Genomic DNA, 20,937 nt, shown 5'->3' on the forward strand with positions numbered 1-20,937 from the left:
TATGAATCGTCGTGAATTCCTGCTCGCTGCGGCGTCGGCGGCCGTGGCGCTGCCGACGCTGTCCTTCTCCGGCAAACTGTTTGCCGCGCCCGCCAGTTCGCCGCGCTTCCTGTTCGTGTTTCTGCGCGGCGGCTACGACTGCAATAACCTGCTGGTGCCCTACAGCAGTGACTTCTACTACGAGTCGCGCCCCACTCTGGCCATTGCGAGGCCCGATGCCGGCAACGCGAACAGCGCCATTGCGCTGGACGCCAACTGGGGACTGAACCCCGTGCTGCGCGACTCGATCTATCCGCTGTGGCAGCGCAAGCAGGTCGCCTTCATACCGTTCGCCGGCACGGACGATCTCTCGCGCAGCCACTTCGAGACGCAGGACAATATCGAGCGCGGCCAGGCGGCAGGCGCCACCGGCAACTACCGTTCGGGATTCCTCGCACGTCTGTCCGGTCAGCTTACCGGCGTGCCGGCCATCGCGTTTACCAACGACCTTCCGCTGAGCCTGCAGGGCGCCCCCAAGGACGTGCCGAACATCTCGCTGCGGGGCAATACCAATTCCTCGTTCGACGCGCGGCAGTCGGCGATCCTCACCGACATGTATCGCGGTACGCCGCTGGCATCGGCCACAGCGGATGGTTTGGAACTGCGCAAGACAGTATCGAAAGACCTGATGGACGAAATGGCGAAGGCCGGCCGCGGCGCACCCAGCGCGCGCAACTTCGCCACCGAAACGCAGCGCATCGCCACCATGATGCGCGATCAGTACAAGCTCGGCTTTGTCGATGTCGGCGGTTGGGATACGCACGTCAACCAGGGCAGCGTCACCGGCGGCCTGGCCAACAACCTGAAGAATCTCGGCGACGGCCTGGCCGCCTATGCCGAGGCGCTGGGCGACGAGTGGAATAACACCACCGTCGTGGTCGTCTCTGAATTCGGCCGCACCTTCCGCGAGAACGGCGACAAGGGCACCGACCACGGCCACGGCACCGTGCACTGGGTGCTCGGTGGCAAGGTCAACGGTGGCCGCATCGCCGGCGAACAGATCGCCGTGAGCCAGCAGAACCTGCTGCAGAATCGCGACTACCAGGTGCTCAACAATTACCGCGACGTGCTTGCCGGTTTGCTGGGCCGTATGTGGGGCTTGCAGGGCAACCGCATGCAGACGGTATTCCCCGGTGCAAAACCCCGCGATCTACAGCTGGTCTGAGGCACGACGTCGCGCGAACTCAGCAAAGTCGCGCGACGACTTCAAACGGATTTCCAAGGACACGCCCTGCATGCCATGCCATCCCATTGCCTTTTTCAAACGCCTTGGTTCAACCGGCCTGCGCATTGGCGCTTGCATCGCTCTGCTCGCTCCGCTGATGGCCAGCGCGCGTGGCAATGCGCCGCTGAAACCCGATGACATCACCTGGCTGCGGCGCGACGGGTTCGGCCTGGATACCGCCGCGGTAACGCGCTACCGCGACCTGGGCCGGAGCGGGCTGCTCGATGCGCAGCTCGCGGACCAAATCAACGACCCGCTGCCGGAACCCATCGCATCGCCGATCAACGGCTACCAGGCCATCGCCACACCGCCGCAGCAGCTGCTGATGGAGCTGGACGCCGCGCAGCAGCACATCAAGACCATGCCGGACGGCCCCGACCAGGTCGCTGCAAAAAAGAATCTGCAGGACATGGGCAACCAGCTGCAGCAGCAGGCGCAGCAGGCCGAACTGCTGCAGGCGGTCTACGGGCCGAACCAGCTCAAGGAGCAGCTGGTGTGGTTCTGGCTCAACCATTTCAGCGTCTATGCACCGAAGGGCCGCGTGCGCTGGGAGCTCGGCGACTACACACAAAACGCCATTCGTCCACACGCGCTCGGCAAGTTTCGCGACTTGGTGATGGCCACGCTGGAAAGCCCGGCGATGCTGGAGTTTCTCGACAACAACCAGAACGCCAAAGGGCACGTCAACGAGAACTATGCGCGTGAGCTGATGGAGCTGCACACGCTCGGCGTGGGCTCGGGCTACTCGCAGCAGGACGTGCAGAGCCTGGCGCTGATTCTGTCCGGCGTCGGCATTGCGCCTACCAACGGGAAACCCGAAAAATTCAATCCCAAAATGGCGCCGCTGGTCGTGCGCAACGGCTTGTTCGAATTCAATCCGCAGCGGCACGATTTCAGCGACAAGGTGTTCCTCGGGCATACGATCAAGGGCAGCGGTTTCGACGAGGTGACCCACGCCGTCGACCTGATCGTGCAGCAGCCGGCCTGCGGCGAGTTCATCTCGCGCCAGCTGGCCGAGTATTTCGTTTCGGACAATCCGTCGCCGGCGCTGGTGAAGAAGATGGCGCATACATTCCAGCGCAGCGGCGGCGATATCGCCAAGGTCATGCGCACGATGATCGAGTCGCGCGAATGGACGGCCAAAGACCATCCGAAATTCGACGACCCGATGCGCTTCGTCGCTTCGTCAGTGCGGCTGGCCTTCGACGGCAAGCCCATCGCCAACGCGCTGCCACTGGTCTACTGGCTCAACCGGCTGGACGAACCGCTGTTCGGTCGCATCACCCCCGACGGCTGGCCGCTGGACGGCGCCAGCTGGTCCAGTTCCGGCCAGCTGGCCAAGCGCTTCGATATTGCGCGCGCCATCGGTAACGGCAACAACCAGCTGTTTACTCCGGCCGGCAGCACGGCGCGCGGGGCGGGCTTTCCCATGCTGACCACCCGCCTCTACTACGACGCGATCGAGCCGTATCTGTCTCCCGCCACCCACGATGCGCTGGCCAAGGCCAACTCGCAGCAGGAATGGAACAGCTTTCTACTGGCATCGCCCGATCTCAACTACCGCTGATCGCCGATCGAATACCGCGTGTGTTCTACCGAGCCACGTTCGACGACAGACTTCAGTCGAACGATCGCTGCACAAGCAAATGCTTGGCAAGCTGACCATGCAGCTTGCCCAGGCCGCGCACGAGGTGAAGCGCGATGAAGATAAGCAGGAAGCCGATCACGGACATGGCAATCGCCTCGCGCCAAGCCGGCACATGCGCGCCGAAACCCCAATCCACCGTCAGCTGGCTGTCGACGAAAAGATGGGCGAGACCGGCATCTTGCAGCGCCAGTGCTATCGGTGCGAGCAAAAGCAGCAACGACACTGCCAGCAGGGTCACGGCCAGAGTGAAATAAACGATGCCCAGCGGCAGCATCAGCAGCATGTAAAACAACGTGGTCCAGGTTCGCCCATCGGTGAACATGGCGCCTATGCGCTTGAACAACGATTGGCCGGCCTGCGCGGGATAGGCCGGTCGCCGTGGCATGCGTACGCCGAGCAGTGCTTCGACCGTGCGTCCTTCCAGTAGCGACAAGCCGCGCACGCTGCTGAAAAACAGCACGATGAAGGGAATGCCGATGATCAAGATCGCCAAACTGAGCGACAGCGAGAGGCCAAGCACCGCCCAGCTGAAGTAGAGGCTGCCGGTGGCCAGGGACAGCAGCATGTAAAAGAGCGCGCCATAGGTCCGCGGGTCAGCCGCCACGCCGAAGAATCGTCCCGCCAGCGACCGTCGCCGCGGCACGGGCGGCGGTCGAATCGCCCGCTGGATCTTTATTTCCTGATCGCGATAGATATCGGCCACTTCGCCGGGTGCACCGTAGCTGCCCACGACGTGCTGCAGCATGGTCGCCTCATCGCGGCCCGGCTGATCGGCCAGTTCGGCGCGCAGATGCTCCTCGGCGTCGTACAGCGCATCCTGGATCAGCGCGGGATCGGCACCGCGCAACGCGGCGCGCAGTTGATTGAGATATTCGACGATCGTGCGCGGTGCGCCTGCTGACGACCCGCTTTCTGGCGATCGGCTTTCTGACGACCGGCTTTCTGACGACGAGTTCATGACATCCCTCCTTGCAAAACGTTATCGACGGAATCGCGGGTGGCGTTCCATGCCGCGACCCACTCGCGCAGCACCTCGCGCCCCGGTTTGGTGATGCGGTAATAACGACGCGGCGGCCCGCTGACCGACGGCTCGACCTCGCTGGAAAGAAGGCCCGCCGCCTCGAGATTGCGCAGCACCGGATACAGCGCGCTCTGCTTGCCCGCCAGCACGCCCTCGCCAATTTCCTCCAGCCGCTTGGCGATCTGATAGCCGTACATCGGCTGTCGCGACTGCGCGAGCACAGCCAGGAGCACCAGCGAAACGGTGCCGCTGGAAAGCTCTTTCTGGAATTTCTTCAACTGGCTGGCGATGTCATCCACGGAGTTACCTGCACGGCTGCATAGTCGTGAGTAAACAGTAGTACTTGGTTAGTAGTAGTGCATGGGCCTGAAGTCATGCCCGGGACGTGTTTCGTTAAATCGCTGGCCCGGCTCTGCTAAGTTGAGCGCTGAGCTGATCAGCCATGAAGGGGAACGCCATGATCCGTCGCCACCACCTCGCCACTGCCGTTTTGGCGGGCGCTTTAGTCGCCCTGCCCGCGCTGGCCCAGCAAGATCAAGCCACGCCGACGCTCACCGCACCGCAGCTGCTGGCCAAGTCCACACCGCTCGAATGGCGCAAGCCGAATCCGGAAAATCTGGTGGTCATGCAGCTCGCCAGTGGCCGCGTGCTGATCGAGCTGGCGCCGGATTTCACGCCGCTGCACGCGGCCAATATCCGCATGCTGATACGCCAGCATTATTTCGACGGGCTGGCGATCGTGCGCGTGCAGGACAATTTCGTTACGCAGTGGGATGACCCGGCCGGTGACGACAACGGCAACAAAGCCAGCATCCGATCGCTGGGCAAAGCCAAGGCGACGGTCGCGCCGGAGTTCACTCGTCCGATCGACCGGAAACTGCCGTGGACCCCATTGGCCGACGGCGACGTCTATGCGCCGGAGGTGGGCTTTTCCGAAGGCTTTCCGGTCGCGCGCGATCCTGCCAGCGGCCAAGAGTGGCTGACGCACTGCTACGGCATGGTCGGCGTAGGCCGCGATAGCGGCGCGGACACCGGCAACGGTAGCGCGCTGTATGCGGTCATTGGCCAGGCGCCGCGTCGGCTCGATCGCAACCTCGCCGTGATCGGCCGCGTGCTCGACGGCATGCCGCTGCTGTCGAGCCTGCCGCGCGGCACGGGTCCGATGGGTTTCTACGACAAGCCGTCGCAGCAGGTCACCATCCGGTCCGTGCGACTGGCGGCCGATCTCCCGCCAGCGCAGCGACCGTCAATCGAAGTGCTGCGCACCGACAGCAAGACCTTCGCGGCGCTGGTCGACGCCAAGCGCAACCGGCGCGATGCGTTCTATACCGTGCCCGCCGGCAAGATCGACATCTGCAGCATCGATGTGCCGATGCGCGACATCCCGTCGGCTTCCGCGACCAAACGTTGAGGATCGTTGCAACATTTTATTCAGCGTCATCAGCTAAGTTGAAGGGCTTGCGGATTTGCCTGCACACGTGACATCGCGTTGAACGGGAAGCCTGATGCTGTTGAGCGAGACCTTTAGCTTCTGGCGGGCGTGGCTGCGAGCGCCTCGCAGCGTTGGCGCCGTGGCGCCGTCGGGACCGTCACTCGCGCGGCTGATGACGCGCCACGTCAACCAGCGGCATGGCCCGGTGATCGAGTTGGGTCCGGGCACCGGCGTATTCACCCGTGCCCTGCTCGCCAGCGGACTGCCGATGCACCGTCTGGCGCTGGTGGAGGCCGATCCAGTCTTTGCCGATGCTCTCAGCCAGCGTTATCCCCAGGCACAGGTATTGCGCATGGATGCGGCGATGCTGGGCGATACGCCGCCGCTGTTCGGCGACGAACGCGCCAGCGCCGTGATCAGCGGCCTGCCGCTGCTGTCGATGCCTCCCAAGCAGGTCGCGGCAATTATCCGCGGCGTATTCGATCAGCAGCTGCGCGCGGACGGCGCGCTCTATCAGTTCACCTACGGCCATCGTTGTCCGCTGCCACATCACCTGCTTGAACAGCTCGACCTTGACGCTGTTCGCATCGGCCGCGTGCTGTTCAATCTGCCCCCTGCCACCGTCTACCGAATCGGCCGACGCCGGTTGCGACAGGTCGCGGCCTGACGTCGATGGCGCCGGAAATTGAGGCAGGCATTGGCCTGCGCCGGATTTCCTGTACGGATTTTCAGCCTTTGCACACATAACCTTTCCATCCACTGCGCTATCAAGCCCGGCAACGCCCGCCGTCGCGGGTTAGACGATGGAAGAATGGATGAAGCGCAGTCGCAAAGTGCTGAACTGGATTGGCGGCATAATTCTGGCCCTGATCGTGGTGGTGGTCATCGTGATCGCCACCTTCGACTGGAACCGGCTGAAGCCCTTCATCGACGACAAGGTCAGCCAGGCGATTGGCCGTCCCTTCGCGATCCAGGGCAACCTGAGCGTCGAATGGCGCCGCGAGCCCACCGAGGGTGGCTGGCACGCCTGGGTGCCATGGCCGGAATTTACCGCGCGCGATATCCGCATCGGCAACCCGGCATGGGCCGCAAAACCACAGTTCGCCCAGCTTGACGCGCTGCGTTTTCGCCTGTCGCCGCTGCCGTTGATCACCCACACCGTCGACGTGCCGTCACTGCAGCTGGTGCACCCGACGGTCGACCTGGAGCGCAACAAGCAGGGCCAGGCCACCTGGGACTTCACCTTGCCGCAGGATAACGGCCAGCCGTCGACGTGGAATCTGCAGCTCGGTTCGATCGGCTTCGATCGGGGCGAGGTATCGCTGGATGATGCGGCCGGCAGGATCAAGCTGCAGGTCGGCATCACGCCACTGCAGCAGGCCATACCCTACGACCAACTGGTGGCGCAGCAATCTGCCGCGACCGGCGCGCAAACCGGAACGGCGTCCAAGGCCGCTAGGAAGGTCACCGCGAGCGATGCGGCGGGCGATCACCAAGCGGCCCTGGCAGCGTCAAAAACCAGCTATCAGTTCGCCTGGAAGGCCGAAGGCAGTTATCAGGGCGCAGCCGTCAAGGGCGACGGAAAGACCGGCGCCGTGCTGGCGCTGCAAGAAGCCAACCAGCCCTTTCCGGTGCAGGCCGACGTACGTATCGGCGACAGCCATATCGCCCTGGTCGGCACCTTGACCGACCCGGTGCACCTGGCAGCGCTCGATCTGAAGCTGTGGTTCTCCGGCTCCAGCATGGCCAAGCTTTATGCGATCACCGGCGTCACGCTGCCCAACACGCCGCCCTACGCGACGGAAGGGCACTTGAGAGCGGAGCTGCACAAGAACAACAGCCGCTTCAGCTACGAGAATTTTCATGGCCACATCGGAGGCAGCGATACGAGCGGCAGCCTGCTCTACACCACCGTCGGCGCGCGGCCCAAGCTCAGCGGCAACCTGTCTTCGCAGATGCTGCAGTTCGCCGATCTGGCCCCGCTGATCGGCGGCGGTTCGGACGAGGAAAAGAAGCAGCGCGGCGACACGACCGTGCAGCCGAAGGACAAGCTGCTGCCGGTCGAACCTTTCAGCACCGATCGCTGGAAGGCGATGGATGCCGACGTCACCTTCAGCGCCGCGCGCATCGTGCAGAACGACAAGCTGCCGATCAACTCGCTCAACACGCATCTGGTGCTGGATAACGGCGTGCTGCAGCTGGCGCCACTGAACTTCGGCCTCGCTGGAGGCACCGTTCAGAGCACCATCCGTCTCGACGGTAGCAAGACCCTGCTGCAGGGCACGATAAAGATCGGCGCGCGGCATCTGAAGCTCAAGCAGCTGTTCCCCACGTTTGCACCGATGCAGACCGCGTTCGGTGAAATCAATGGCGATGTCAAGCTCACCGCACACGGTAACTCCGTCGCCGCCCTGCTCGGCAGTTCGAACGGCGAAATGAAGCTGCTGATGAACGATGGCGCGATCAGCAAGACGCTGCTGGAAACGGCCGGCCTCAACGTCGGCAACATCATCATCGGCAAGCTGTTCGGCGACCGCACCGTGCCGATCAACTGCGCGGCGTCGGACATGACAGCCAGGAACGGGCTGTTCACCATGAACCTGTTCGTCTTCGATACGGACGACGCGGTGATCAAGGTCGACGGTACCATTGACTTTGCCACGGAAAAGCTCGACCTCAACGTGCGACCGCAGACCAAGGGCTTCCGCATCTTTTCGCTGCGCACACCACTGTATGCGCGGGGCACGCTGAAAAATCCGGATGTGGGCGTGCAAAAGGTGCCCCTGATCGTGCGCGGCGCGGGAGCCGTCGCTCTCGGCGTCGTTGCCGCGCCGGCCGCCGCGCTGCTGGCGCTGATCGCGCCCGATCATGACGACAAGAGCAACAACACCTGTCGCGACGTGCTGCAGCAGCTGCGCAACTCCGGCAGCGCCATGCCGGCCACCGAAGCGGCGACCAAAAGCGGACCGGTCAAGAAAACCAAATAGAGCAGAACCGTGGCGGCTGGCCCGATGCCGCCGCCGATCCCGCCAACCGGCAGCCCGTGCCCGCGCCCGCGCCCGCGCCCGGCTAGAATGCCTGCTCCTCCCAGGTGTGACTGACGCATGCAAGCTGCAAGCAAGGCGCGACTGCAGATCCATTTCTGCGTCGTGCTATGGGGCTTTACCGCCATCCTCGGCAAGTTGATCACCCTGCCTGCGCTGCCGCTCGTGTGGTGGCGCATGCTGCTGGTTTCCGGCGCGCTGCTGCTGTTGCCGAACGTCTGGCGCGGTCTGATCGCCATGCCGGCCCGGGTGCGCTGGGCGTATGCCGGCATCGGCGTGCTGGTGTCGCTGCACTGGCTGAGTTTCTACGCGGCGATCAAGCTTTCCAACGCGTCGGTAGGCGCCACCTGCATTGCGCTGGGGCCGGTGTTTCTGGCGTTTATCGAGCCGTGGGTCGCGCGGCGCAAGTTCGATCCGCGCGAGCTGCTTATCGGCGTGGCGGTGGTGCCCGGTGTCGCCATGGTGGTGGGCGGCGTGCCGCACGGCATGCGCGTGGGCATTCTGGTTGGCGTGCTGTCGGCGCTGTTCGTGGCCCTGTTCGGCTCGTTCAACAAGCGAATGGTGGATCACGGCGATCCACTGACAGTGACCTGCATCGAACTGGGCACGGGCGCACTGTTTCTCAGCGCGATGGCACCGCTGCTTCCGCATGCCGGCGCCGCGTTTGTCTGGCCGAACCTGCACGATGCATGGATGCTGCTGGCGCTGTCGTTCGGCTGCACATTGCTGCCATTCGCGCTGGCGCTGGTGGCATTGCGTCATATCAGCGCGTTCGGCACGCAGATGATCACCAACCTCGAGCCGGTGTACGCGATCGTGCTGGCGATCGTGCTGCTGCACGAACAGCGCGAGCTCGACGGCTGGTTCTACGCGGGCGTGGTGGTGATCCTCGCGGCCGTGTTCGTGCATCCGCTGCTCAATCGCAGGCAGACCTCGACGCAGCAGCCGGAGCTGCTCGGCACGGCGGAAAGTCACGGCATGGTGGAGTAACGCGCGCCGCTTTGCGATGACCGGTCAGGCGCGCAGGACCTCGCTGACGACGCGATCGCGGCCCTCGCTCTTGGCGGCATACAGCGCAAAGTCCGCGCGCCGGATGACATCCTCGACCGTTGCCGTTTCGCGCCCGACCCAGACCAGGCCGATGCTCAGAGTGACGCGGAACTGATCGCCGTGCCAGCTGTGTGCAATGCTGCTGACCGCCTGCTGGATCTGCAGGATGCGGTTTTCCGCGTCGATATGGCCAATGCCCGGCAGCACCATCAGGATCTCTTCGCCGCCGTAACGGCCCAGCTGGTCACCGCCGCGCACGTACGACTGCAGGTGCGCGGCAATGGACTGCAGCGTCGCATCCCCGGCCTGGTGGCCAAAAGTGTCGTTGATTCGCTTGAAGTGATCGGCATCGATCAGCGCGACGGCCAGACCCGGCGAAAAGCGCGAACCCGGCTCCAGATGCGTTGCCAGCAGATCGAGAATGGCCATCCGGTTGTACAAGCCGGTGAGGCCGTCGTGCGTGGCCTGCTCGTAGAGTTCGGCGCGGGCCAGCTCCAGTTCGCGCTTCTCTTCGGTCAACTCCGCGGTACGCTTGGCCACCATCGCCTCCAGCCGCCGGTTCTGCTTCAGCAGCAGGCGGGATCGCCAGCGCCATACCAGCACGAGCATCAGCGCAATCAGCAGTGCCTCCACCGGATAGGTCCACCATGCGAACCACCACGGCGCGGGAATGCGAAAGTTGAAAGTGGCCGAGGGCGAAATCGTGCGCCGATCCTCATCGATCGACTGCACCTCGAACCGGTAATCGCCCGACGGCAGCCCGGTGAAGTTGATCACATGCGATGAGGTCTCGATCCAGTCCGAGCCCTGCAGCCGGTAGCGGAACTGGGGGACGCTGCTCGACACCCGACCAAGCAGGCTGTAGCGCACGATCAGCGGCGCGTGGTTGTCGTCGATGCTCACGCTATCGCCCTCGCCAACCGGCGTGGCGCCATGCGTCACCGAGGTGATCACCACCGTATGCGGGCTGGCCGACAGCATGTCTTCCGGCCGCAGGATATGACTGATGCCGACCGGCGTGCCGATCCAGATCGAACCGTCGGCGTCCTCGAAGAACGTGTTCTGGTCGGTTTCATCCCAGATCAGCCCGTCGTCCTGCGACAGATGCGTCCAGCCCTTGCCGTTGAAGACGTCCACGCCACCGCCGCCGCCAACCCATATCCAGCCGCGGCGATCGCGCCGGATGAAATACGCCAGCGAACGTCGCAACCAGGCATCGTCGACCGCGGCGATGGTCAGCTGATCGCCAGCCACCTTGCCGCGAAAGACGCCCGGCTCGTTCGCGCCCAGCCACAGGCTGTCGTCGGCACCGATGGCAATCGCGCTAAAACCCGAAGCCATGCTCACCTCGGTGGCCGCCATCAGCGTCCAGCGCCCGTCGGCGTAGCGCAGCACGCCCGCGTTGCAAGCAAACCACAGCGAGCCGTGGCTGTCTTCGGCGATATCCGAGCACTGGTTGTCGGTGCTCTGTTCCACCGGCACGCGCTGCAGCGGCGCGCCGGGATGATCGATGTGATAAATCCCGTTGACCGTGCCGATCCACAGGCGGCCCTGCCGATCGAAAAACAGCACTTTGATGAAGGATGGCAGCCGTGCCACCAGCTCGGTGCGTTTGCTCGACGGGTCGTAGCGCAACAGCCGATGTTCGTAGAGGCCGATCCAGATGGCACCGTCCGGCGCCGTGACCATCGACAGCGCCTGCCGCGGCGCCGGCGATATGCTGACCGGCCATGGCCGCATGTGGGTTTGTCCGCGTGGCAGCACGCTGCCGCCCAGCTCGTTGCCGAACCACATCGTGCCCTGGCCATCGCGGAGGATCGACCAGTTCGGCACGCTGTCCAGCCCCTGCCCGCGGCCCCAGCCGTCGACCAGCCCGTAATTGCTCAATCGGAAGATGCCGCGCCCATAGGTGCCCAGCCACATCGTGCCTTCGCGGTCGAACAGTACCGCGGTGATGCCGATATCCGGCAGGCCGTTGCGCGCGTCGATGACGTCCCAGCCACTGCCGTTCCAGCGCGCCAGGCCGTGGTTGGTCGGGGTGAGAATGTGTCCGGTAGGATCTTCGATGAACGTTCCGTTGTCGGTGACGGTGTCCATGTCCTTGTCGGGTACGTCGCGCGCGATGAAACGCGCGCTGCCGGCCGGGCGAGCGCGCACCTGATGGACGCCGCGCAGCCAGAGCGTGCCCTGTCGGTCCACCCGCATGCCCGACCAGGTATCGGCCGGCACACCCTCGTCCGCGCCGTGGATGCGGATCTGGCCATCGGCACCGATTTCGCACAGGGTGGTGTCACAACCCAGCCACAGGCTGTCCTTGTAGGGGAAAACCGTGGTGATCGCGCGCAGTTGCGGAAAGCGCGCCAGCTGCGCCTCGCTGAACATCGGCGCCAGACGCCACTGGCCGTTGGCGCGGCGCGGCGACACCACCATCAGCTGATTGTTGCGAACCAGCAGCAGCCGCCCGTCGTCGAGCGCGACCAGATGCCGGGCCACGTCGACCACCAGCGGTTTGCCGTCGGGCTCGACCTTCTGGAAATGCAGGCCGTCGCCGACGCGCAGACCCGACTGCGTGGCAACCCAGAACCGGCCCGTATGCACGTTCTCTTCGATCGAGGTGACGTACTCGCCCTTGTCGAAACCTTCCGCGCGGCCCATGCGCACGAAGTTGGTGCCGTCGAAGCGATAAAGGCCCATCTCCGAGCAGGCCCAGATGAATCCGCGGTGATCCTGCAGCATGCAGTTGATGGTCTGGCTTTCCAGACCCGATTTGCGGTCATAACTCTGGAAGGAATACTGCTGTGCTCGCACCGGCATGCACGCCAGCGCGAGGAGCGCAGCGGCTACGATCCACAAGTGTCGAAGCGTCATGCTCACCGACTCGGGGCCCCTTTTTCCATACCAAGCGGCGCCGACAGCTCACCGTACTCAGTCGCATTGTGGCATGGCCGCTCATGGCAGCCCAGCGGCGAGAAACCTCGCCAAGCGCAGCAATTTGCCGCGTCGAAAGCTTCAGTGGCGGTGATGCCGGGACTTGAACGCCGGTGCGGCAACGCTGGCCGGCGCCGCGGGAATCCCACTGCGCGCGCATCGCCGCGTACTGGCCGGCGCCTTTGGGCGGATCAAAGCAGCGTCTTGCAGATCCGGCACCGGCACACGGCCGCCGCGTATGGCGATCGAGCGTTTGCGCAGCGTCTGCAGCAGGGTAAACACCGGGCGCGTGTGCGGATCGTCGGCGCCGATCTTGTAGATGCCGATATAGACGTGCGCGCTGATGCCGATTGCTCCCACCACCACGAGAATCACGATTGTGATGAGCACTCGCCTGATCGCCTGCTTCGTGAAAGTCTTCCGATGAGATGTGGCCCGCCATGGAAACAGCCGTCCCAATGCGTCAGCTCAAAACCAGAACCGTATGCCAGCCACCCATTGCAGATCGAACGCACCCTGATGATCGTCGCGCAGGAAGTCTGCCGTGCGACCGTAGCGATCCATCCACACGATGCCGATATACGGCGCAAACTGCCGGCTGATTTCGTAGCGCAGACGCAGGCCGAGCCGGGCGTCCGACAAACCGCTGCCAATGCGTCGCGCCGGATCGGACTGCCCATAAAGGTTGACCTCAAGCTCCGGCTGCAGAATCAGCCGCTGGGTGAACAGCACGTCGTACTGGGCGCGAAAGCGCGCCGCCGTGCGGCCGCCGTCGCCGACGTATCCGGTCGCCTCCAGCTCGAACCAGTACGGCGCCAGACCCTGCACGCCGAATGCGGCCCAATCGCGGTTGGGACCCTGGCCAAGATCCTGACGCAAACCGAGCTGGGTGCTCCAGTAGCTGGCCACGGTGTGATTCCACAGCGCTTCGATATCGCCATCATCCAGCCGGCCGTGAGAGCGCTCGCCTTCGGTGCGCAGCCACAGCTTGTCGTCATCGCTGCCGTACCAGGCTTCCGCCTCCCAGGACTGGCCGTTGGCATTCGTGCTGTGGAAGGCTTCCAGCTGATCGATCAGCAGCATGCTTTGCGGCGCGTTGTCGTGCATGTCCATGCCGCGCATCGGACCGTAGCCGATGCCGTCGGAGTAGTCCGCGCTGCGCACATTGGCCGGCGCGCTGCCGCCCTGCATCGGTCCCGTGTGCATACCGGACATGTCGCCGCTCGGGTCTGATGGCATCGAAGCGTGATGCACTGCGTCTGGGCTGGCCGTTGGCGCTGGCGTCGAATGAACCGACGGCATGGACGCGTGATCCATTCCCGGCATGTCATCCATGCTCTGCATATCGTGCGTGGCCTGAGCGCCCTTGGCGGGGGCCGGTTTCGCCGCGCTCGCCGGTGTCGCCGGCGTGCCCATGTCCATGCCGGGCATGCTGTCGTGATCCATGCCCGACATGTCCGATGACGATTTGCCGCTGGACGACGCGGGCGCCATTTGCGCGACCGCGGATGAAACGCAGGCGAACAGCAGCGCCGCCAGCAGCCACGATCGCGAAGCCATCGTCGGAACAAAGTCGCGCAAATTCATGCAACCACCACTTCGCGGAACATGCCCGCTTCCATGTGATAAAGCATGTGGCAGTGATACGCCCAGCGTCCCGGCGCGTCGGCGGTCACGGCATAGGTGATGCGCTGCGCCGGCTGCACGTTGATGGTGTGCTTGCGCACCTGAAATTGGCCCTGCGGATTTTCCAGCTCGCTCCACATGCCGTGCAGATGGATCGGATGATTCATCATGGTGTCGTTGACCAGCACGATGCGCAGCCGCTCGCCCTGGCGAAAATGCACCGGCGCCGCGTCGGAAAACTTCACGCCGTCGAACGACCACATGTAGCGTTCCATATTGCCGGTAAGGTGCAGCTCGATCTCGCGGCTCGGTTCGCGTTTGTCGATCGAGCCGCCGACGGTGTGCAGATCGGCGTAGGTCAGCACGCGTCGGCCGTTGTCGCGCAGGCCGATGCCCGGATCGTCGATATTGGTGCGCGGCATGTCGACATGCATATCGACGCCGGGGCCGTATTCGGTGCGCGCGTGATGCACGGCCGGCACCTCGCCCATGCGCATCCCCGCCATGCCGCCGTGATCGGCGGAACCCGACATCGCCATCGCGCCCATCATGTCCTGCATGCCGAGCTGCACGATGCGGTCGACCTCGGGCACCGCCGCCTGCATGCCGGGCCGAGGCGCCAACGTGCCGCGGGCGTAGCCGCTGCGGTCGATCGACTGGGCGAACAGCGTGTAGGCGCGATCCTCCTGCGGCTCGACGATCACGTCGTAGGTTTCCGCCACGGCAATGCGAAATTCGTCGATCGACACCGGCTCCACGTCCTGACCGTCGGCTGCGATCACGGTCATCTTCAAACCCGGAATACGCACGTCGAACAGTGTCATCGACGAGCCGTTAATAAAGCGCAGCCGGATCTTTTCGCCCGGACGAAACAGACCGGTCCAGTTGGACGCCGGCGCTGCGCCGTTCATTAGATAGGTATAGGTGTAGGCGGAGACGTCGCTGAAATCAGTCGGATTCATGCGCATGACGTTCCACATCTTGCGCGCGGCCAAGGCCTTGCTGATGCCGTGCTCGCGCACGTCGCGTACAAAGTCCGGCGCCGTCGGCATGGCGCGGTTGTAGTAGTCGCTGTGCTTTTTCAGCGTGGCGTAGATGCGCTCGGGATCTTGGTCGCTCCAGTCGCTGAGCAGCACGACATAGTCGCGATCGGCGGCATGGCGATCCGGCTCGATCGGATCGACGATCAGCGCGCCGTACACACCCGTCTGCTCCTGAAAGCGCGAGTGCGAGTGGTACCAGTAGGTGCCCGACTGCTTCAGCGGAAACCGGTAGACGAACGTCTCGCCGGGAGCAATACCGTCGAAGCTGATGCCCGGCACGCCATCCATTTCATACGGCAGCACGATGCCGTGCCAGTGAATCGAGGTCGGCACCGTCAGCCGATTGGTCACGCGCAGAGTCAGCGCGCTGCCTTCCTTGCAGCGAAGGACGGGGCCCGGCATACCGCCATTGACGGTGGTGGCCAGGCGAGCAGCACCGGTGATGTTGACCGGCGTATCGGCAATATCCAGCGCAAAATCGCTGCCGCTGAGCACCGTCGGCGGCCCCGGGCTGATCAGCGCCCACGCGCTGGCGGGACGCAGCAGGCCCAGGCCAGCGGCCGCACCGCCCAGCGCAAGGCCCTGCACAAAGCGACGACGCGAAAGATCCGTCGCAGCCGAAGAAAAAAGGTTTTTCATGACACTCTCCGCGCAGGCATCGATAACGATGCCGATCGAATATTCCGAGCGCACGCAGGCGTGCATGCGCGAAACGGGCTTATCGTGACGAGGGAGAATCAGGCGGCCGGCGGTCGCAGCGGTGGACCGTGGGCGACATCCGGCGCGGCGGCGTTGCGCACGGATGGATAGGTATCTACAGGCATCAGCGGCAGCAGCTCGATCACGCTGACCGCTGCCATCGCGCTGCCGGCGGTGGCGGCGCAATGGCAGCTGCCGGTCAGGCCGTGCTTGCCGCCGCAGCAGTCTTCCGCGTGCAGTGAACGCTTGACGGGCGCCGCGTGATGACAATGATCGGTGCCGCGCATGGACACCATGGACATTGACGACATGCTGTCCATCGGGTGACTGGCATGCGGCTGACTCACGACAGGCGTCATGTCGTGCATCGCCATGGTTTCGCCGTGCACCGGCAAAACCACCAGCAGCAGCCACGCAAACGCCGCCAGAACCCGAAGGAATGGCGAGCGCGTAACGTGGCGAAGTGATCGTTTCACCGCGCAAGCTTAGGCGCTGCGCCGCCGATGCTCAACAGGCCGAAGCAGGCTCCAACGGCAAGCGCCCCTATACTTGTCCACCCCGCATGCCGTGATCGCCATGAATTATCGCCACGCCTATCACGCCGGCAACTTCGCCGATGTGCTGAAACACACCGTGCTGCTCGCGCTGATCGAGGCGATGCGCAGCAAGCCGACGCCGTTCTGCGTGATCGAAACGCACGCCGGCAGCGGCCGCTATGCCTTGGACGGCTACGAGGCCGGCAAGACCGGCGAATACAAGGACGGCATCTCGCGCCTGCTGTATCCGGACCTGCACGGCGGCAAGGCCGACGCCGCCGCGCTGCCGCCGCTGCTGCGCCGCTGGCTCGACAGCGTGCTGGCCATTCCCGGCAACGAGGACGGGCTGAAGCTCTACCCCGGCTCGCCGCTGCAGATCGCCCAGGCGATCCGCGCCGACGACAGCGCCCAGCTGTGCGAACTGCATCCCACCGAAGCCGGCCTGCTGGCCGAGCTGTTCCATCGCGACGACCGCATCCACACGCACCAGCGCAACGGCTACGAGGCTTTGAAAGCGCTGCTGCCGCCGAAAGAGAAACGCGGCCTGGTGCTGATCGATCCGCCGTACGAGGCGCAGGAGGCCGAATACAAGCAGCTCGAACAGGCGATCAAGCTGTGCATGCAGCGCTGGCCCACCGGCGTCTATGCGATCTGGTACCCGATCAAGCTGCGCAGCCAGGTGCAGCCGTTCCTGCGCTGGCTGCCGCGCAGCGGCGCCAGGCGCGTGCTGCGCGCCGAGCTGCTGGTGCATCCGGACGACTCGCCGCTGCGGCTGAACGCTTCGGGCATGGTGATTCTGAACGCGCCGTGGAAACTCGACGACGTGCTGCGCGACTCGCTGCGCGCCATGGCGCGCCTGCTGTCGAAAGATCACCCGGCCGAATGGAAGCTGGACTGGCTGCTGCAGGAGGGCGACGCGGTGCCGGTCGCCAGCCCGATGCCGCGCTCGCGGGTCACGCCGGAGCCGCGCACGCGCCGGCCACGCTGAACGGGTAATACGTAGCGGTGGCGCACTGATCGCATGGCGGGCGATACACGCTCTTCCGACGCATCTTGTTGTAGCTTTTCAGGCACGGCTGTTCGATGCGACCACGCCAACGCGAACAGCTCGAACCTTCCCACACGTTTGACGGAGTTCACCATGCGCCGCAATGCTTTCCGCTTCAGTCGATGGTTTGGCCCCCTTGCCGTTATCGCGCTCGCCGCGTGCGCGCCAGCGCCTATTTACAAGCCGGTACCGGGCGCCGCGATCGTGACTCCGATGCAGGTGGCGCAGACGCCCGAGCGCTACACCAGCGGCGACGTGATCTGGGGTGGCCGCATCGTGCACGTCACCAATCTGGCCGACCACAGCGAAGTCGAAGTGCTGGCCTACCCGCTGGACAACTCGCAGCGCCCCAAGCCGAACGACAGCGGCAACGGCCGCTTTATCGTGGCGCTGTCCGGTTACGTCGAGCCGCTGGACTACCCGAGCGGTTCGCTAATGACGGTGAGCGGCAAGCTCAACGGCACCCGCGCCGGCAAGGTCGGCGAAGCGAACTACGTGTTCCCGCTGGTCAACGCCACGCAGTCGCACGTGTGGACGCGCAAGGAGCTGGATCAGGGTCGCAACAACGTCAGCTTCGGGCTGGGCGTGGGTGTCGGCGTCCATTGATGATGAACAGCGCCACGAACCGCCGGCGCGGCCGCCGCGCCTTTTTCGATCAAAGGACATCGCATGTCGGGTAATGCCAATTCGCTGCGGGCGATCTTCCTCGCCCTTGGCGCCAACTTCGCCATTTTCGTGACCAAGCTGGTGGCGGCGTTCGTTACCGGCTCCGGTGCGATGATGGCCGAAGCGGTGCACTCGCTCGCCGACTGCGGCAACCAGGGCCTGCTGCTGCTCGGCATGCGCCAGGCCAAGCGGCCGGCGTCGTCGGAGTATCCGCTGGGCTGGGGCCGTGCGCTGTACTTCTGGTCGTTCCTGGTGGCGATCCTGCTGTTCTCGGTCGGCGGCATGTTTTCGGTGTACGAGGGCGTGCACAAGCTGACCAACCCCGAGCCGCTGAAGTGGCCGTGGCTGGCGCTGGGCGTGCTGGTGTTCGGCATCGTCGCCGAAAGCATTTCCATGCGCGGCTGCCTGGTCGAAGTGAACAAGGCGCGCGGCGCGCGCAGCCTGTGGCGCTGGTTCCGCGAAACGCGCTCAAGCGAGCTGCTGGTGATCTTCGGCGAGGATCTGGCCGCCCTGCTCGGCCTGTGCTTCGCCGCCGTTTCCATCGGCGCCACCATGCTCACCGGCAACATGATCTACGACGCCATCGGCACGGTCGCGATCGGCGCGCTGCTGGTGGTGGTCGCGGTGCTGCTGGCGATCGAAGTGAAAGCGCTGCTGATCGGCCAGGGCGTGGAACCGCAGCGCCGCGCCGAGCTGATGGCGTTTCTCGAAGCGCGCCCCGAGGTATCCAGGGTGCTGAACCTGATCACCCTGCAGATGGGTCCCGACGTGATGGTCGCGGTGAAGGCGCTGATGGCGCCTACCGCCGACGCGCGCGGTTTGATCGAGGCAATCAATACCGTCGAGCGGGCGATGAAAACCGAGTTCGCCGACATACGCTGGAGCTTCTTCGAGCCGGATTTCACGGATTAAGATCCGATCATCGGACCAGCCAAACCATGGTCACTTCGACACATAGCGCGCAGGAAAACAGGACAGTTCGAGTAGCGATCTTATTCACAGCCAGCTATGTGCTGATGGAGCGACTGCGATGAAAAAATATCTGGTCCTGATCGCCGCTATCGTGTGTAATGCCGCAACTTTCGCGCAGACCACTGCGTCGTTGCCCCAGTCGTTAAACAAAAATTTCAGGCCGATGAAAAGTTGCTCGCCGACTGGCCCCAACTTGGCTACTACCAAAAGCAGAACGCCGGTGTCGCTCCACGCAAACAAGGCAAAACACGAGTCGTCTTCATGGGCGATTCGATCACTGATCTGTGGGGCCACAGCGCAGACGTATTTTTCCCCGGCAAGCCGTACATAAATCGCGGCATCGGCGGCCAAACAACATCGCAAATGCTGCTACGTTTTCGACAAGACGTTATCGGCCTCCATCCGCGCGTCGTGGTGCTACTCTGTGGAGTCAACGACCTCGCCACCACGCCGAAACCCGCAGCACTGACCACAATCGAAGGCAATCTCACCTCCATGGCCGAACTGGCGTGGGCCAACGGTATCAAAGTGATCGCGAGTTGACTTACGCCTGTAAGTAATTTTTTGATTCCAACTCAGACAACGGCGCACCCGCCGCAAAAAATTCTAGAACTCAATAAAGTGGATCAAGTCTCACGCGCGGAAACAGCATTTCACTTATGTGGATTATTACTCCGCCCTGCTTGATGCAAACCATTCGATGAAGAGAAATCTCTCATTCGATGGCCTGCACCCGAACGCCGCCGGCTACGCCGTGATGGCGCCGCTGGCGCAGCGCGCCATCGATCAGGCGCTCGCGCAGTAGCGCGAAAAATAAGCGCCACGCGGCATCCCCCACGCAAGTTTCTTCAGCCACCCGGTATAACGATCGGGTATAAACAGATGGCATCTGCCCATTTTGTGGCAGACCGCGCGCTGGCTACGCTGATCAGTCGATCCGCCCAAGGGAAACACCGACCATGAAAAAACTGGGAATGCTGTTGGCCATGCTCGGCACGCTGTCGGCGGCGGCCGTGCAGGCGGGAGACGTGACGCTGCTGAACGTGTCCTACGATCCGACGCGCGAGCTGTATCGCGACATCAACACCGCATTCGCGGCGCAGTGGAAGGCCCAGCACGGCGACGATGTGACCGTGCAGATGTCGCACGGCGGCTCGGGCAAGCAGGCGCGCTCGGTGGTGGACGGCCTGCCGGCCGATATCGTCACGCTTGCTCTGGCCTACGACATCGATGCGATCGCCGATCACGGCCTGCTGGCGAAAAACTGGCAGGCGCGCCTGTCCGACAACGCATCGCCCTATACCTCGACCATCGTCTTCCTGGTGCGCAAGGGCAATCCCAAGGGCATCAAGGACTGGGCCGATCTGATCAAGCCCGGCGTGCAGGTCATCACCCCGAATCCGAAGACCTCCGGCGGGGCACGCTGGAATTTTCTCGCGGCCTGGGGCTACGCGCTGAAGCAGCCCGGTGGCAACGAGGCGAAGGCAAAAGCGTATGTGCAGGCGCTGTACCAGCATGTGCCGGTGCTCGATGCCGGCGCGCGCGGCGCCACCAATACCTTCGCCCAACGCGGCGTCGGAGATGTGCTGGTAGCCTGGGAAAGCGAGGCGCTGATGGCACAGCAGCGCATGGGCAAAGGCACGTTCGATATCGTGGTGCCGTCGATCAGCATTCTGGCCGAGCCGCCGGTCGCCGTAGTGGACAGCAACGTCGACGCGCACGGTGCGCGCGCCGTCGCCGAGGCTTACGTGAAGTTTCTCTATTCGCCCAAGGGACAGGCCATCGAAGCCAGGAACTTCTATCGCCCGCGCCTGGCCGCCGTGTCCGCGCAGTTTGCGACGCAGTTTCCCAAGGTCAACACCTTCACCATCACCGAGGTGTTCGGCGACTGGCGCAAGGCGCAGGCAAAGTTCTTTGCCGATGGCGCGATCTTCGACCAGATCGGCCCGGGGCGCTGATA

Annotated in this window: 19 protein-coding genes; 12 read left to right on the plus strand and 7 right to left on the minus strand. The window is 64.1% G+C overall.

Annotation, left to right across the window (positions count from 1 at the left end; genetic code table 11):
• The first annotated feature begins 1 nt into the window (after position 1).
• Positions 2-1,204 (plus strand): DUF1501 domain-containing protein, encoded by a 1,203-nt coding sequence (locus tag ACDK93_RS12770; protein ID WP_458069099.1) that lies wholly within the window; start codon positions 2-4, stop codon positions 1,202-1,204.
• A gap of 70 nt (positions 1,205-1,274) precedes the next feature.
• Positions 1,275-2,831 (plus strand): DUF1800 domain-containing protein, encoded by a 1,557-nt coding sequence (locus tag ACDK93_RS12775; RefSeq protein ID WP_458069101.1) that lies wholly within the window; start codon positions 1,275-1,277, stop codon positions 2,829-2,831.
• A gap of 52 nt (positions 2,832-2,883) precedes the next feature.
• Here the strand turns inward: ACDK93_RS12775 and ACDK93_RS12780 are convergent, their stop codons facing one another.
• Positions 2,884-3,870, minus strand: a complete 987-nt coding sequence (locus tag ACDK93_RS12780; RefSeq protein ID WP_458069103.1) for a sensor domain-containing protein — start codon at positions 3,868-3,870, stop codon at positions 2,884-2,886.
• Positions 3,867-4,232, minus strand: a complete 366-nt coding sequence (locus ACDK93_RS12785) for a PadR family transcriptional regulator (RefSeq protein ID WP_458069105.1) — start codon at positions 4,230-4,232, stop codon at positions 3,867-3,869. Before ACDK93_RS12785 ends, ACDK93_RS12780 begins: the two co-directional genes overlap by 4 nt.
• Positions 4,233-4,390: 158 nt before the next feature.
• On the opposite strand from ACDK93_RS12785, the gene ACDK93_RS12790 reads away from it, so the two are divergent.
• The 4 genes from ACDK93_RS12790 to ACDK93_RS12805 all read left to right on the plus strand — a co-directional run bounded on the left by ACDK93_RS12790 (position 4,391) and on the right by ACDK93_RS12805 (position 9,399).
• Complete coding sequence (locus ACDK93_RS12790; RefSeq protein ID WP_458069107.1) at positions 4,391-5,344, plus strand: peptidylprolyl isomerase; 954 nt, start codon at positions 4,391-4,393, stop codon at positions 5,342-5,344.
• A gap of 94 nt (positions 5,345-5,438) precedes the next feature.
• A complete protein-coding gene (locus ACDK93_RS12795) occupies positions 5,439-6,032 on the plus strand; it encodes a class I SAM-dependent methyltransferase (protein WP_458069109.1) in 594 nt (197 codons plus the stop codon).
• Positions 6,033-6,180: 148 nt separating this feature from the next.
• Positions 6,181-8,352 (plus strand): AsmA family protein, encoded by a 2,172-nt coding sequence (locus tag ACDK93_RS12800; RefSeq protein WP_458069110.1) that lies wholly within the window; start codon positions 6,181-6,183, stop codon positions 8,350-8,352.
• 117 nt (positions 8,353-8,469) lie between these two features.
• Complete coding sequence (locus ACDK93_RS12805) at positions 8,470-9,399, plus strand: DMT family transporter (protein ID WP_458069112.1); 930 nt, start codon at positions 8,470-8,472, stop codon at positions 9,397-9,399.
• Between the two features lie 24 nt (positions 9,400-9,423).
• Here the strand turns inward: ACDK93_RS12805 and ACDK93_RS12810 are convergent, their stop codons facing one another.
• From ACDK93_RS12810 to ACDK93_RS12830, 5 genes are all read right to left on the minus strand, one after another.
• Positions 9,424-12,327, minus strand: coding sequence for a diguanylate cyclase (locus tag ACDK93_RS12810; RefSeq protein WP_458069114.1), 2,904 nt, complete (start codon positions 12,325-12,327; stop codon positions 9,424-9,426).
• Positions 12,328-12,468: 141 nt separating this feature from the next.
• Complete coding sequence (locus ACDK93_RS12815; protein ID WP_458069116.1) at positions 12,469-12,777, minus strand: hypothetical protein; 309 nt, start codon at positions 12,775-12,777, stop codon at positions 12,469-12,471.
• A 78-nt stretch (positions 12,778-12,855) separates the two neighbouring features.
• Positions 12,856-13,974, minus strand: a complete 1,119-nt coding sequence (locus ACDK93_RS12820) for a copper resistance protein B (protein ID WP_458069118.1) — start codon at positions 13,972-13,974, stop codon at positions 12,856-12,858.
• Positions 13,971-15,695, minus strand: a complete 1,725-nt coding sequence (locus tag ACDK93_RS12825; protein ID WP_458069119.1) for a copper resistance system multicopper oxidase — start codon at positions 15,693-15,695, stop codon at positions 13,971-13,973. Before ACDK93_RS12825 ends, ACDK93_RS12820 begins: the two co-directional genes overlap by 4 nt.
• Positions 15,696-15,793: 98 nt before the next feature.
• Complete coding sequence (locus tag ACDK93_RS12830; protein WP_458069121.1) at positions 15,794-16,231, minus strand: hypothetical protein; 438 nt, start codon at positions 16,229-16,231, stop codon at positions 15,794-15,796.
• A 100-nt stretch (positions 16,232-16,331) separates the two neighbouring features.
• On the opposite strand from ACDK93_RS12830, the gene ACDK93_RS12835 reads away from it, so the two are divergent.
• The 6 genes from ACDK93_RS12835 (at position 16,332) to ACDK93_RS12860 (ending at position 20,935) form a co-directional block, all read left to right on the plus strand.
• On the plus strand, positions 16,332-17,279 hold the full coding sequence (locus ACDK93_RS12835) for a 23S rRNA (adenine(2030)-N(6))-methyltransferase RlmJ (protein ID WP_458069122.1): 948 nt from the start codon (positions 16,332-16,334) through the stop codon (positions 17,277-17,279).
• A 153-nt stretch (positions 17,280-17,432) separates the two neighbouring features.
• Positions 17,433-17,945, plus strand: a complete 513-nt coding sequence (locus tag ACDK93_RS12840) for a Slp family lipoprotein (RefSeq protein WP_458069124.1) — start codon at positions 17,433-17,435, stop codon at positions 17,943-17,945.
• Between the two features lie 63 nt (positions 17,946-18,008).
• Positions 18,009-18,917 carry a cation diffusion facilitator family transporter gene (locus ACDK93_RS12845; RefSeq protein WP_458069125.1) on the plus strand — a complete coding sequence of 303 codons (909 nt, stop codon included), beginning with the start codon at positions 18,009-18,011 and terminating at the stop codon, positions 18,915-18,917.
• Between the two features lie 231 nt (positions 18,918-19,148).
• Positions 19,149-19,520 carry a GDSL-type esterase/lipase family protein gene (locus ACDK93_RS12850; protein ID WP_458069126.1) on the plus strand — a complete coding sequence of 124 codons (372 nt, stop codon included), beginning with the start codon at positions 19,149-19,151 and terminating at the stop codon, positions 19,518-19,520.
• A gap of 118 nt (positions 19,521-19,638) precedes the next feature.
• A complete protein-coding gene (locus ACDK93_RS12855; RefSeq protein ID WP_458069128.1) occupies positions 19,639-19,782 on the plus strand; it encodes a hypothetical protein in 144 nt (47 codons plus the stop codon).
• Between the two features lie 154 nt (positions 19,783-19,936).
• Complete coding sequence (locus ACDK93_RS12860; protein WP_458069129.1) at positions 19,937-20,935, plus strand: sulfate ABC transporter substrate-binding protein; 999 nt, start codon at positions 19,937-19,939, stop codon at positions 20,933-20,935.
• Positions 20,936-20,937: the final 2 nt, after the last annotated feature.

It is taken from the genome of Rhodanobacter sp. BL-MT-08 (assembly GCF_054161255.1).